Annotated in this window: 10 protein-coding genes; 6 read left to right on the top strand and 4 right to left on the bottom strand. The window is 38.3% G+C overall.

From position 1 onward, the window contains the following. Positions 1-39 precede the first annotated feature (39 nt). The 3 genes from COCH_RS09275 (at position 40) to COCH_RS09265 (ending at position 4,889) form a co-directional block, all read left to right on the top strand. Positions 40-1,005, top strand: coding sequence for a polyprenyl synthetase family protein (locus COCH_RS09275; protein WP_015782876.1), 966 nt, complete (start codon positions 40-42; stop codon positions 1,003-1,005). Between the two features lie 60 nt (positions 1,006-1,065). Next, complete coding sequence (locus tag COCH_RS09270) at positions 1,066-1,596, top strand: DUF4136 domain-containing protein (RefSeq protein WP_002671773.1); 531 nt, start codon at positions 1,066-1,068, stop codon at positions 1,594-1,596. Between the two features lie 116 nt (positions 1,597-1,712). Further along, the gene (locus COCH_RS09265; RefSeq protein ID WP_015782875.1) at positions 1,713-4,889 is read left to right on the top strand and encodes an efflux RND transporter permease subunit; all 3,177 of its coding nucleotides are present in this window, start codon (positions 1,713-1,715) and stop codon (positions 4,887-4,889) included. A gap of 227 nt (positions 4,890-5,116) precedes the next feature. Here COCH_RS09265 and COCH_RS09260 read toward each other — a convergent pair whose 3' ends face one another. Further along, positions 5,117-5,857, bottom strand: a complete 741-nt coding sequence (locus tag COCH_RS09260) for a 16S rRNA (uracil(1498)-N(3))-methyltransferase (protein WP_015782874.1) — start codon at positions 5,855-5,857, stop codon at positions 5,117-5,119. A gap of 129 nt (positions 5,858-5,986) precedes the next feature. On the opposite strand from COCH_RS09260, the gene COCH_RS09255 reads away from it, so the two are divergent. From COCH_RS09255 to COCH_RS09245, 3 genes are read left to right on the top strand one after another with little or no spacing between them, the layout of a single operon-like run. Continuing rightward, on the top strand, positions 5,987-6,289 hold the full coding sequence (locus COCH_RS09255; protein ID WP_002671767.1) for a hypothetical protein: 303 nt from the start codon (positions 5,987-5,989) through the stop codon (positions 6,287-6,289). Between the two features lie 18 nt (positions 6,290-6,307). Beyond that, on the top strand, positions 6,308-7,906 hold the full coding sequence (gene bshC / locus COCH_RS09250; RefSeq protein WP_015782873.1) for a bacillithiol biosynthesis cysteine-adding enzyme BshC: 1,599 nt from the start codon (positions 6,308-6,310) through the stop codon (positions 7,904-7,906). A 34-nt stretch (positions 7,907-7,940) separates the two neighbouring features. Next, a complete protein-coding gene (locus COCH_RS09245) occupies positions 7,941-9,161 on the top strand; it encodes an aminotransferase class V-fold PLP-dependent enzyme (protein WP_015782872.1) in 1,221 nt (406 codons plus the stop codon). Positions 9,162-9,193: 32 nt separating this feature from the next. Here the strand turns inward: COCH_RS09245 and COCH_RS09240 are convergent, their stop codons facing one another. Genes COCH_RS09240 through COCH_RS09230 form a run of 3 tightly spaced genes read right to left on the bottom strand, consistent with a single transcriptional unit; the run spans position 9,194 to position 14,067 of the window. Next, positions 9,194-11,923, bottom strand: a complete 2,730-nt coding sequence (locus COCH_RS09240) for a PD-(D/E)XK nuclease family protein (RefSeq protein ID WP_015782871.1) — start codon at positions 11,921-11,923, stop codon at positions 9,194-9,196. 26 nt (positions 11,924-11,949) lie between these two features. Beyond that, positions 11,950-12,576, bottom strand: a complete 627-nt coding sequence (locus COCH_RS09235; protein WP_015782870.1) for a rhomboid family intramembrane serine protease — start codon at positions 12,574-12,576, stop codon at positions 11,950-11,952. A 12-nt stretch (positions 12,577-12,588) separates the two neighbouring features. Then, positions 12,589-14,067, bottom strand: a complete 1,479-nt coding sequence (locus COCH_RS09230; protein WP_009418406.1) for a YfcC family protein — start codon at positions 14,065-14,067, stop codon at positions 12,589-12,591. Positions 14,068-14,202: the final 135 nt, after the last annotated feature.

Here is a 14,202-nt window from a genome sequence, read left to right as displayed (position 1 = left end):
CAGACAAATATTAACTTTCTAAACTTATAATAATTTATTATGCTTTCGATTGAAGAGTATAAAACAGCTTTTTTACAGCATATAGAAAAAATTTTTACTCCCAAAGAGCCTATTCACCTCTATGAACCTATTCAGTACATTCTTAACTTAGGAGGAAAGCGTATTCGTCCTTTACTTACTCTTATTGCAACCGATATTTTTGGTAAAGACTATTGCAAAGCACTTAATGCAGCTACTGCCATAGAGGTTTTTCACAACTTTTCACTTATTCACGACGATATTATGGATAATGCTTCTCTAAGACGTGGCAAACCTACTGTTCATCAAAAATGGGATACAAATGTAGGTATACTTTCGGGAGATGCTATGCTTATCATTGCCTATAAATTATTAGAGGATTATCCTTCAGAAATATTTCAAGAATTAGTAAAAACATTAAGTGAAACAGCTCTTAAAGTATGTGAAGGACAGCAAATGGATATGGATTTTGAAAAACTACAAGAGGTAAGTATTGAGGCATATATGCAAATGATTTCATACAAAACTTCAGTTCTTATAGGAGCTGCCTTACAAATGGGTAGTATTATCTCTGAAACTACTAAGGAAAACCAAATGAATATGTACAATTTTGGTTTAAATTTAGGAATAGCTTTTCAGTTACAAGATGATTATTTGGATACTTTTGGAGATGCTTCATTTGGTAAAAAAATAGGAGGTGATATTATAGAGAATAAGAAAACTATACTCTATTTAAAATCTTTAGCACTAAGCAATGAAAAACAACGTGAAGAACTATTGAGAGCATATGCTTTAAATGAAGTTGATAATAAAATAGCAAGAGTAAGAGAGATTTTTCAGATAACAAATGCGGACAAAGCAGTTCGCCAACTGATAGAAAATTATACTCAAAAAGCTCTTATGATATTAGAGAAAATAACTATAGGAGATGATAAACGAGAATACCTCAGAACTTTTGCCCTACAATTAATGGATAGAAAAATATAAAACGGTATAGATTTTGTATTTATAAAACAAGATTTCAAAACCTTTTAAATAACTTATGATATGAAAAAAACAACTGTTTTTATACTCCTAATTATGGCTGTTGTTCTTAGTTCTTGTGCTAGTGTATATGTAGCTACAGATTATGACCAACAGGCCGATTTTTCTGCATACAAATCATTTGCTTTCTTTAAAGAAGGTATTGATAAAGTTCCTATCTCAGATTTAGATAAGAAACGTATTCTACGAGCTATTGAGCGTAATTTAACGTCTAAAGGGATGACACTTTCTGAAAAACCAGACGTTTTAGTAAATATCTTTACACGTGAACAAGAAAATGTAGATGTATATAACAATTCTCCATACTATTGGGGCTGGGGAATGGGTTGGGGACCTTTTTGGGGAGGAGCAACCTATAATGTAGCTCGAAGTACAGAAGGTTCTCTTTATATTGAAATTATAGACGCTCATAAACGTGAACTCATTTGGCAAGGTAAAGGTGTAGGTAACCTACCTCAAACAACGGAGCGCAAAGAAGACGCTATTAATAACTTCGTAAATAAAATATTAGAAAAATATCCCCCAAAACAGTAAGTCTCACAAATTATTCAATTACTTACTCATAATAAAAGTTTCCTAAAATATGGAAACTTTTTTTGTTTATTAAGTTTTTTATCGTACCTTTGCCCCGGATTTAGAACAAACAAAAGATGGATTTAATTAAACTTTCTATTAAGCGTCCCAGTGTACTTATTGTGATGCTCTTGTTGTTGCTACTTGGTGGCTTCTATTCGTATAAGTTATTGAACTACGAGCTCATTCCTAAGTTTGAAGTGAATGTAGTTACGATCTCTACTGTGTATGCGGGAGCCTCTCCTTCGGAGATTGAGAGCACCGTGACAAAGAAAATTGAGGATGCCGTTTCGGCTTTGGAAAATATCAAAAAGATATATTCATACTCGTACGAAAGTCTTTCGGTGGTAGTAGTACAACTTACTAACGATGCGAATGTAGATAACACCCTTAATGAGGCACAGCGCAAAATTAATGCAATAAGAGCTGATTTGCCCGATGATGCTAAAGAGCCATCATTGAGTAAATTCTCTCTTTCCGATTTGCCTATTGTGTCTATTGGGGTAACTTCTAAGTTATCGGCACAAGAATTGTACGACTTGGTAGATAAAAAAATACAGCCAGAGTTATCACGTGTTCCAGGAGTAGCACAAGTGAATATAATAGGTGGTCGCAAACGCGAAATACGCGTGAGCATTGATGCTAAGAAGTTAGAAGGTTATGGTCTTTCTATTGCTCAAGTACAACAGCTAATCGCGGCTTCGAATATGGAAATTCCTGCGGGTAAAATTAAAACTCGTGAGAATAGTACCTCTATACGTTTGCTTGGTAAATTACAAGATGTAGAACAATTGCGCAACCTTATACTTGCTTCACAGAATGGAGTAGAGATACGACTTTCGGATGTAGCTGATGTGCAAGACACCGAAGAAGAAGCTACCAAAATAGCGCGTATAGACCAAGAAAATACTCTCTTGCTACAAGTATTGAAACAAACCGATGCTAATGCTGTATCGGTGAGTGAGTTGGTACGCAAGAAGATGGAACAAGTGGAGCAGACTTATAAAAATGAAGGTGTAAAGATGCTATTGGCTGAAGATACCAGTGAGTTTACCTTGGAAGCAGCCAACTCTGTAATGTCCGATTTGATATTGGCAATTGTATTAGTAGCAGTAGTGATGTTCTTCTTCCTTCACAGCCTGCGTAATGCTCTTATCGTAATGGTATCTATACCTACTTCTCTCATTGCTACTTTTATAGGTATGTATTTCTTTGGTTTTACACTGAACTTGATGAGCCTTGTTGCCCTCTCGATGGTGGTAGGTATCTTGGTGGACGATGCTATTGTAGTATTAGAAAACATTCACCGTCATATGGAGATGGGTAAGAATAAAGTGCGTGCTGCTTTTGATGGCTCTAAGGAAATTGTGCTTACTGTAATGGCAATTACCTTAGTAATTGTGGTAGTGTTCGTTCCTATTTCATTAGGTAATGCTATTGTAGTAAAAGTATTGCGTGAGTTTTGTTTGACTGTAGCTATTGCTACAATGCTTTCATTATTGATGTCTTTTACAGTAGTCCCTTGGTTGTACTCTAGGTTTGGAAAATTAGAGCACGCAAATCCCAATTCATTTTTAGGAAAGATGACCATAGGATTTGAAGGATACCTCAAACGCTTTACACAGTTCTTCTCTGACTTATTGGTATGGGTATTTGCCAATAAATGGAAAACTATTATTTTGGTATTTTTCCTTTTTGTAGGTTCTTGTTCATTCATTCCTACTGGATTTATCGGATCTGAGTTTATGCCTAATATGGATAGAGGAAAGTTTTTAGTACAGTTTGAATTGAATAAAGATGCTTCCTTAGAGCAGACTAACTTTATGACCCAAAAAGCTGAAAATTATCTTCGTAGCTTAAAAGTAGAGGGTACCAATAAACCTTTGGTAGAGAGTATGATTACTACTGTAGGACAGTCTACCAGTGGTATGGGAGCTTCACAAGCAACCCCTTACAAATCGGAAATACAGCTTACTATTATCGATAAAAAAGAACGTAATGAATCGACTAACGTAATTGCGGCAAAGCTGAAACGTGAACTGAGTCAGTATTTAGTAGAAGCTAAAGTGAAGACTGTACCGGTAGGAATGATGGGAGCCGAACAAGCACCAATTGCTTTGGTTGTTACTTCTGACAATGTGGAAGTAGCCCAACAGTACGCTGAGAAAACGGCTGAGCTTCTTAAAACTGTTGAAGGTGCTACTGAAATTAAGCTTTCCTCAGAATCTGGTAATCCTGAAATAAATGTGCAGATAGACCGCGATAAGATGGCAATGTTAGGACTTAATATTGCTACTGTAGGGGGAACGATGCGAACCGCTTTTAATGGTAATGACGACAGTAAATTCCGTACAGGAGATTCAGAATACAATATTAATATAGTGTTTGAAGAAGGTAGCCGTCAGTCTATAGACGATATAGAAAATATGATGTTTATCAACTCGGTGGGACAACAGGTAAAACTATCACAATTTGCGACTATAGCTTACGCTTCAGGACCTACACAGCTGGAACGTTATGACAAATCTCCTTCGGTAACAGTACAAGCACAATCGGTAGGTCGTCCTACAGGTACTATAGTTTCAGAATGGAAAACTAAGATAGACCAATTAGAAAAACCTGCTAACGTACACTTTGTGTTTACGGGTGACCAAGAGATGCAAGATGAAGGTTTCGGTACCTTGTTTATATCGCTCTTTGCAGCTATTCTCTTAGTTTATATGGTAATGGTAGTATTATACGACAGTTTTTCACGACCTTTTGTGGTATTGTTCTCTATACCGCTTTCGTTCATTGGAGCTTTAGTAGCTTTGGCATTAGCCAATATGTCACTCAATATCTTTACTCTTTTAGGTATCATTATGCTTATCGGGTTGGTTGCTAAGAACGCGATTATGTTAGTAGACTTTGCCAACCACCGCAAGCAAGAAGGAGAAGATACTGTAACTGCATTAATACAAGCAAACCACGCGCGTTTACGCCCTATCTTGATGACGACTATCGCAATGGTAGCAGGTATGATTCCGCTTGCTATTGCCAATGGAGCAGGTGCCGAAGTGAACAATGGTTTGGCGATTGTAATTATAGGTGGACTTATTTCCTCATTGTTCTTAACACTTATTGTAGTGCCTTTGGTATACCTTATTTTTGACAATATTGGCAGACGTTTCGGTAAAGGTACTAAGACTGATTACGAAAAACTGATGATTGCTGATTACGAGCACAGAGACATCAAAGGCGAACACGAAGTATAACTATAATTCATCTTATTTTTTACTTATCTCTTAGACGGTGCGAGGTCGTAGCACGACAGGCAGATAGGAAAAAGACGAACGAACGAATGACGAACGAATGACGAACGAATGACGAACGAATGACGAACAAAAGACGAACAAAAGACGAACAAAAGACGAACAAAAGACGAACAAAAGACGAAGGAATGACGAACAAAAGACGAAGGAATGACAGACCTAAGATGATATTAAGTTGAACTAATGTTAGTCCGTTCATTTATTACCGCAACGGTATGACAGGCTACTATGGCTGCTGTTTCGGTGCGTAAGCGAGTATCTCCTAATGAGATAGGCACAAATGCTTGTTGCAAAGCGGTGTTTATCTCATTAGTAGAGAAATCGCCTTCAGGACCTATAAGCACGATAATACGCTCAGGAAAGGACTTGAGTGCGCGAGAGAGCAAGCGTTTTTCATTTTCTTGACAGTGAGCTATATATTTAGCTGAACTATCTGTCAGCATCGTTTTGAAAAACTGAGCTGATGCAATAGGTGCATTCAGTTTAGGCAAATAGCATTGCAACGATTGTTTCATTGCTGAAAGGAGTATCTTTTCAAAACGTTCTACTTTGATAGTGGTACGCTCAGAATGTTCACAGATAATAGGAGTAATTTCATCAACGCCTATTTCGGTGGCTTTCTCCAAAAACCACTCATAACGTTCATTCATCTTGGTAGGTGCTACCACCAAATGTAAGTAGTAAGGACGGGGAAGCTGGAGAGTACATTTCAGTATAGACACCTCACATTGTTTAGGTGTAGCGAAGTCTAATTTTGCTTCAAAAAGAAGTCCTTTACCATTGGTAATATGGAGTATATCGCCTGCTTTTTTGCGCAGTACCTTTACTATATGTTGGCTTTCTTCCTTATCAAAAAAGCAATTTGTGCTACTTGAATGAAGGCTGGAGTGGAAAAATAATTGCATACTCATAATTTTATTTTCTTAGAAAAAATGGGCTTTATTGCGGGACAAAGATACAACAAAATAAAAAAAAGTAGATTTTTTATTTTGTAATTATAAAAATTGACTTACTTTCGCCCCGTGAAAAGTAATATTAATATGAAACGTGTAATAGTAGACTACAACAAACTAACTAATGAGATTCTCTCAATGTTGGTAGAGAAATACCCCGAAGGGTATACAGATGCAGATGTGATTCGTTTTAAGAATGCTAAAAATGAAACAGTTGATGCCTTGGAAGTCCGTACTGATGACACTATATATTTAGTGAAAGTAAGTACCCGCTTAGCTGACACTATGGAAAACTTCGACGAAGATGATGACTTTATGAATAACGAAGAAGATGATATGAGTGTAAGCAATTTAGATATACCTGATGACTCTTCATTAGACGACGAATAATAAAACACTAAAAAGCGTATGATTACCGCTTATATTCCTTATCAAAATATTCGTTTTTTCTCTAAACTCATCACTGATTATGTAGGTGAGAATAAAAAATTACGTCCTTTTTATCATAATTTTCCTTCATTGTTAGAATTTAAAAAGCAAATAGAAGAAAAAGCTCTTGATTTTACTGAAGAGAAACGCCATATTTTGGTCAGTAGTTTAAAAGAACAATACGCTGAGGTAAAAACTACTCCGAAAGTACTTAAAAACATCGAACTTTTATCCAAAAGTAATACTTTTACCATCACTACGGGACATCAATTAAGTCTTTTTACAGGACATCTTTACTTCATTTTCAAGATTATTTCGGTAATTAATACTGCTAAACAGCTCGCCGAAAAGTACCCTGATAAGCACTTTGTACCTGTATATTGGATGGCTACAGAAGACCACGATTTTGAGGAGATTAACCACTTTCACTTCAACAATCGCACAATTTGCTGGAATAGCGACCAAACAGGAGCCACAGGCAACTTTGCTACTGACACACTTGAAGCAGTGTTTCAGACTTTTGACAAAGCCATAGGTCTAGGCAAAAATGCTAATACTTTGCGCACACTCTTCCACGATAGTTATCTGAAAAATAAAGATTTAGCCTCTGCCACTCGTTACTTAGTAAATGCTCTCTTTGAAGCATACGGAGTTGTAGTAATAGATGGCAACGATAAAGCCCTAAAAAGACAATTTATCCCTTACATAAGCGATGATTTACTGCACAGTGTGGCACATACTGAGGTTACTAAAAGTATTAAGGCTTTACAGACTGTAAATAGCTCTTATCCCGTGCAAGTGAACCCTCGTGAGGTGAATATGTTTTATCTTACAGAAGGAGGACGACATCGCCTTGTGCGCACTGCGGACGGCTTTGAGGTACACGGTACGGATATTCGTTTTTCTGAGGAGGGGATTTTAGAGGAACTACGCACCTATCCAGAACGATTTTCGCCCAATGTAATCTTACGACCTTTATATCAAGAAGTAATATTACCCAATTTGGCATATATTGGTGGAGGCGGTGAAATAGCCTATTGGCTGGAATTAAAAAGCTTTTTCAATAAGGAGAAAGTACCCTTCCCAATACTAATGTTGCGCAATTCAGCAATGCTTATTTCGCAAAGACAAGCTGAAAAACTACAAAAACTACAACTTTCAGTAGAAGACTTATTTCTAAAAACAGAAGATTTAAAAAACAAGAAAGTAAGACAGTTAAGCGAATTTCCTATAGATTTTACTCCTGAAAAAGAGTTACTACACAGACAGTTCGAGCATTTATATGAGTTAGCTAAACACACTGATGTTACTTTTGAGAACGCTGTAAAAGCACAAGAAGTAAGACAGCTGAAAGGGTTAGACAAACTGGAAAAACGCCTTTTAAAGGCCCAGAAAAGGAAGTTTGCAGAGGAATTGGAACAGACTATTTTTTTACAAAATGAACTCTTTCCTAACGGAGCCTTACAGGAGCGTTTTGCTAACTTCACAGATTTCTATTTGATGAAAGGAGAAGAACTCATTCCTGAGTTAATAAAAGACTTTAATCCGTTTGATTTTAGGTTTGTGGTAATACAATAAAAATGTTGTATCTTTGCACCCAAAATAACGAACAATGAAAAGTATTCTTGAAATAAGAACAGACTTCCCTATACTCTCACGCACTATTCATAACAAACCTCTTATCTATTTTGATAATGGAGCAACTTCGCAAACACCTACACAAGTGATAGAGGCAATAGTGCATTATTACAGTTACCAAAATGCTAATATACACCGTGGAGTACACACTCTCAGCCAAGAAGCTACTGATGCTTATGAAGAAGCGAGGAAGAAACTACAGCGCCACTTCAATGCCCGTAAAAGCTCTGAAATTCTTTTTACTGCGGGAACTACACACGGTATTAATTTAGTGGCTAACGGTTATAGCGCACTGATGCAAGAGAGAGACGAAGTAATTATTTCGGCTTCAGAACACCACAGCAATATAGTGCCTTGGCAATTAGCTTGCCAACGGAGTGGAGCTACCTTAAAAGTAATCCCGATGAATGAGAAAGGAATTTTGGACTTAGAGGTGTATAACCAACTGCTAAATAAACGTACGAAGATAGTGTGTGTACAGCACGTATCGAACGCCTTAGGAAATATTCACCCTATAGAAGAAATTATAGAAAAAGCACACCGTGTAGGAGCTGTTGTATTAGTAGATGGAGCACAAGCAGCCCCACATTTGCAACCCGATATGCAAACTCTCGATGTTGATTTCTATGCTGTTTCAGCTCATAAAATGTACGGACCTACGGGGATAGGAGCGTTGTATGGTAAAGAAGAATTACTATTACAATTACCTCCTTATCAAGGAGGGGGAGAAATGATAAAAGAAGTGCATTTTGAAGAGAGTACTTATGCCGACCTCCCTTATAAGTTTGAAGCAGGTACTCCTAATATTTGTGGAGGTATTGCGTTTGGAACTACAATTGACTATATACAGCAATTGGGAATGGAAGCTATTGCTACACACGAACACAAACTATTAGAATATGCTATCGCTAAATTACAAAATATAGAAGGCATTACTCTTTACGGTAATGATGATTTGAGTAAGCGTACCGCTGTTATATCATTTAACTTACAAAACATTCACCCTTACGATGTAGGTGTAATTCTCGACCAATTTGGAATTGCTGTACGTACGGGGCATCATTGTGCCCAACCTATTATGGACTTCTACTGCATACCAGGTACAGTTCGTGCCAGCTTTGCTGTTTACAATACCTTTGAAGAAATAGATACCTTTGTAGAAGCTGTAAAAAAAGCTCAGAAAATGTTAAGCTGATAAACACACAAAAGGAATATAAGATATAAATACTATAGTTTCTCGTAAAAAGGTCTCTCTATATCAAAGATTTCTTGCAATAGTTGCTCGGTATACTGACTGTACAAAGCGAGAGTTTGAGCGGTTACATCACAGTCTTTTACCTTGTCGATATAGGTGTGGAAACGCAAGAATCCTTTTTGCAAACGCTTGAATGATAGGTTGGCAACTATCATCGGTTCATCAATCTTGAAATGCTGGGTAATCATATAAGCATAAGTGAGGAGTTGGAAGGCTTTGCCATACTTAATATCGGTAATGAGGTTATTCCAATCTTTGATGCGCACATCGGTTTCTTCTACAATACCTGTTTTGTAGTCGATAATGTGCAACACTCCGTTACGTCTATCCACCCGGTCGATAATCCCTTTGAAATTAACAAGAAAAGGCAAGTGAGAAGCTTGGAAAGGTATTTTTATTTTCTGTTCTAAATACAGAGGAATGATTTCGATACCACTCTTTATTTCGTTGAGTTCTAAAGTTAAAAAACTACGCACATACTTCTCTATTACATTGAAAATAAGCCAGTTTTTACCCGTCCTAAAATCAGTACTTCTGTACTCTTCTTCAAAGCGTTTTTCGATAGTGGGAAGTACCAAAAGTTGCATTTTTTTAATGTGCTCTTCAGTGAGTATTTCGTTTAAGAAAGGTGTGTACAAATCTTCTAAAATGCCGTGTACGATATTTCCAAAAGTACGGGCTTCAACAGTTTCTTCTACTTCTTTTTCTTCGTATACCTGTAGTACTTGTTGCTCATAGAACGTGAGTGGATTGCGGATATAAGTAGTTAGTGCTGAAGGTGAAATGCCTTTCTCGGCAAGTGCCTTTAGTGCATCGATTACAGAGGTCGTTTTTTTGATGTTAATCGGTCGTAACACAGCAGGGTATACCTCAGGTGCCTTAATTTGGTGCACTACCTTGTGAGTGGGAATTTTCTCTGCCAACAATTGGAGAATAAACCTACTTTTCTCCTTGCTTTTCAGACTATTCATCTCGGTATCGTAGAATAGGTGTACTTGTTTGGCGCGCTGTAAAATACGGTAGAAGTTGTAACTGTACACCGCATCACGCTCTTTGTAGGTAGGCAATTCCAGTTCGTACTTCACATCGTAAGGAATCAGAGAGTTGTCGCTTTTGCCTAAAGGTAATACGCCTTCATTTACCGAAGTGATAATCACGCGCTCAAAATCCAAACTACGGCTTTCCAACACACCCATAACTTGCAAGCCTTCCAAAGGCTCACCGCGGAAATTGAGCGAACTCTTCTGTAATACATCTAAATAAAAATGATAAAGCGTTTTCACCGAATCGATATAGCCGTACTGCTCTTGTAACTGTTTCAACTGATTGAATAACTGGAAGAAGCGATAAGCATACTCTTGAGTGAGTAGATGAGTATTGCTCTCAGGGTCGATTTGTGCTTTTAGGCGATAGATAAGCGTAATAGCATTGTCGATAAGGGTAATGATGAGTGCTTTGCCTTTGGCATCAGGGAATAGCAAGGAGAGCATCTCGTGTTCGGTTTCATCTACCGACTCGAATAGCTTTTTACGGGTGATATAAGTGAGGTTGTGCGTTTTGATATACTGCGAAATATGGCGCACCACTTCTTCTTTTAGCAAGGTGTGCAAGAAAGGTTGAGAGAGCAGGTTCAGTATATCTTTATGGTAAAAACTCTTGGAGAGATGCAAGCGGAAATAGGCGACAAAAAGGTCGTTGAGAGGCGTTTGTTGCAAAGGGTACCCCATCGTGATGTTCACACTTGTTTTGGGTTGCACGGCTTGTAATACAGGTATGAGCAAATTCTCATCAGCGATGATGAGGGCGGTTTTTTCCAATGCTTTGGCAGGGGTATTTTTGAGTAGTTCGGCTACACTATGTGCCTGATTGATGCTTTTGGGCACTCCCGTAAGATAAAGTTCTTTCTCTTTTTCGTAATTGCTTTGTATGAACTTAGGTTTATGGGTTTGGTAATAACGCCAACTGTTTATATATTTTCGCAAGAAGAACCCTGCATCGTGAGTAGGGTTGTTTAAAAAATAAGTATCGCCGTCCCAATAAATTTCACCGCCTAAATCCATTAGTATTGATTGTATAACGTGTTGTTCGGCTTTGGAAAGGGCGTTGAAACCGACGAATATATGAATGCTATTGCTGTGTGTTTGCAGGTATTTGGGGAGTTCTTCTACAGCTTTTTTGGCGATGAAACCACCATAACCTTTACCCATTTTGGTGAGTTTACTGTTGAGGGCAAAATAGTAATCGCCGAGGCTGTTCCAAAATGCTAAGTGCTTTTTCTGCATCTCGCTAAGTTCGTCCATACCCGACCAATGTTCTACTTCTTTGAGGGCGTGAATATAAGGAAATATCTTATCGGGATTTACTAAATATTGGTCGATTTCACTAAAATCTTTGAGAGCCGTTTGTCCCCAGCTGAGGAACTCTTCAAAGCTATCGGGGGTATCTTTGCAAGTTTTTACATAACAATCGTAAAACTCAAAGAGCAAAGGCAAATTGCTGATAGGTTGCACGTCCGAAATACGCGTAAATAGGTCGGCTATGCCGATGAACTCAGGGGCAATGGTAGCGTGCTTTATCTGCTCGGCAAAGTGTTTTTTGAGGAAGAGTGCAGGGCGTTTACCCGTAGTAACAAACACAAGACGCTCTATCTTATCAGAATAGTTTTCCAAAACATCAGTAATAACTTCTTGTAGATAACTCATAATGATTTGCTAATTTTCTAATTTCCTCATTTCTTCAGCAACCGCACTCCCATATAGCCCAAAGGCAATGCCATTACTCCCAAATAGAAAGCGTGGCGTATCACTACCTCAGGAGCGTAGATTATTACTACTGCCAAGCCAAAGAGTGCCCCACCTAAATGAGCTGCGTGCCCTAAATTGTCTCCTTGTTGTGGGTTGAACATCATAAATACCGAATACCCAAAGTATAATGCTCCAAAGAGCCAACCCGGTAAGAAGTTTACACTTAACGCTGTAGGATATAGAGCAATAGCTGCAAAGATAATCCCCGATACAGCTCCCGAAGCCCCTATGGCGGAGTAATAGGGCTGTTTTTTGTAAATGTACAAACTGAACACACTCCCCAGTAGCATTGAACCAAAATAGATAAGCAAGAACATTAGGTTCCCCATAGAACCGATAATCACATCTTGAAAGAAGTAGAGTGAAATCATATTAAAAATGAGGTGTTCCCAGTTGGCGTGCAAGAAGCCTGAGGATACCAATCGCACATAATCGCCCTTTTGCACTGCTCCTACATTGAACTTATAACGGTTGAAAAAAGTAGGATTCTTAAATCCATAATAACTCATTGCTATAGTCGCAAGAAGAATGATAATAAAAGTGATATTCATAAGTTTTATATTTTAAATCCACAATAAGATAGTAAGTACTACTGCAAAGATAATCACCAATGGCATACAAAACTGCAACCATTGTTTGTAGTTAATATTCACCATTGCTAGTGAAGGTAAGATAAGTCCCGTAGGGGTGATAAGCCCCATAATACCCATTCCAAAAAGATAAGCATTCACCACACTGTGCCCTTCTACTCCCACAACCGAAGCCAGTGACCCTATGATAGGCATCGTGAGTACCGCCATTCCTGAGGAAGAAGCTATAAATAAACTCAGTACACCAAATACTAACATCAGCATTGGCAAAAAGACCATTGGCGACATTCCTTGTACAAGGTCGGTGGCGTAATGCAAAATCGTACCCGATATTTGTCCGTCGTTCAGTATAAACGATACCCCTCTGGCTATCCCTATGATAAAGGCTACGCTCAGCAAATCGCGTGCTCCTGCCATAAACTGACTGATAAACTGTTGTTCACTACTGCGTTGTAAGATAGCAATCACAACAGCAGCTACCAAGAAGAGAGCTGTCATCTCTTGAAACCACCATTCCCATTGCGATACACCTACAATCATCACTATAAACGAGAGCGCAAATACTAAGAGCTCTATTTTAGTAGAAAGCTCTAAGGAAGTAGTCTTTTCAGGGGCATTGGCATTGTAAATTTCAGGGAGGACTACTCCATACACAATTGACTTCTCGGGGTGTTTGCGTACTTTCTCGGCATAACGAATAATATAAATAATGCTTATCAGTACACATACCGCTAAAGCTATCACACGTATGCTAAGCCCCGACGTCCAATCTACTCCGGCGGCATCTGAGGCAATAATTACCGCAAACGGATTGGTAGTCGATGCCATAGAGCCTACATTTGAACCTATGTAAATCACTGCTAAGGGTACCATTAAGTCGTAGCCCGCTGCTAAAAAAATAGGCACTAACATAGGGTAGAAAGCAAGCGTCTCTTCGGCTAATCCAAAGGAAGTGCCTCCCAGCGCCAACAGAGTAGTGAGCAGAACGATAAGGATACCCTCGCGCCCTTTGAGTCGGTGTGCCAAATAGCCTACGCCCATATTTAGTGCTCCCGAACTGTTGAACACCCCTATAAAGCCCCCTAATATGAGTACGAAGAGAATCACCTCTATACTGTCGTAGATTCCTCGTATAGGTGCAAAAAGCACAGATTTAGCTCCTTGCGGGTGAGGTACACTCTGCACATAAGTATTAGGTATCGAAATAGGTTTCTTAATTTTTTCATCTTTAAATTTGCTCAACTGAATATGAATACCCAAGCCGTCGAGTTGTTCTTGAGTAGCAGGTACAGTATAAGAATTATTTGCAGTGTGTATCACAAAAGAGTCTTGTTGCTTATCATATTGCAAAGTGCTATATGACCCCGATGGCAACAAAAAAGTAAGGCTCGCAGCCAACACTATCACCAGCATCAGTACGGTGTAAGGGGTAGGAAATTTGAGTTTTTTCATCAGTTCTGTTCAAGATTATTAAAAATCGACTTGCCTCCAAATATTCATTAGGCAAAGATATGGTTTATTTTTTTATTTGAGCAAATTTTTAATACTTTTCTGAACCAAGTACATTAAATTTGCTCCAACTTATCT

The sequence above is a fragment of the Capnocytophaga ochracea DSM 7271 genome (genome assembly GCF_000023285.1).
Lineage (GTDB): Bacteria > Bacteroidota > Bacteroidia > Flavobacteriales > Flavobacteriaceae > Capnocytophaga > Capnocytophaga ochracea.
Note: the sequence above shows the minus strand (reverse complement) of the source record. Positions and strands in the feature narration are given on the sequence as shown.

What these genes read in the sequence shown, in the direction of transcription:
- COCH_RS09275 (WP_015782876.1), top strand. Translation starts at nt 40, where the DNA reads ATGCTTTCGATTGAAGAGTATAAAACAGCTTTTTTACAGCATATAGAA.
- COCH_RS09270 (WP_002671773.1), top strand. Translation starts at nt 1,066, where the DNA reads ATGAAAAAAACAACTGTTTTTATACTCCTAATTATGGCTGTTGTTCTT.
- COCH_RS09265 (WP_015782875.1), top strand. Translation starts at nt 1,713, where the DNA reads ATGGATTTAATTAAACTTTCTATTAAGCGTCCCAGTGTACTTATTGTG.
- COCH_RS09260 (WP_015782874.1), bottom strand. Translation starts at nt 5,857, where the DNA reads ATGAGTATGCAATTATTTTTCCACTCCAGCCTTCATTCAAGTAGCACA.
- COCH_RS09255 (WP_002671767.1), top strand. Translation starts at nt 5,987, where the DNA reads ATGAAACGTGTAATAGTAGACTACAACAAACTAACTAATGAGATTCTC.
- bshC (WP_015782873.1), top strand. Translation starts at nt 6,308, where the DNA reads ATGATTACCGCTTATATTCCTTATCAAAATATTCGTTTTTTCTCTAAA.
- COCH_RS09245 (WP_015782872.1), top strand. Translation starts at nt 7,941, where the DNA reads ATGAAAAGTATTCTTGAAATAAGAACAGACTTCCCTATACTCTCACGC.
- COCH_RS09240 (WP_015782871.1), bottom strand. Translation starts at nt 11,923, where the DNA reads ATGAGTTATCTACAAGAAGTTATTACTGATGTTTTGGAAAACTATTCT.
- COCH_RS09235 (WP_015782870.1), bottom strand. Translation starts at nt 12,576, where the DNA reads ATGAATATCACTTTTATTATCATTCTTCTTGCGACTATAGCAATGAGT.
- COCH_RS09230 (WP_009418406.1), bottom strand. Translation starts at nt 14,067, where the DNA reads ATGAAAAAACTCAAATTTCCTACCCCTTACACCGTACTGATGCTGGTG.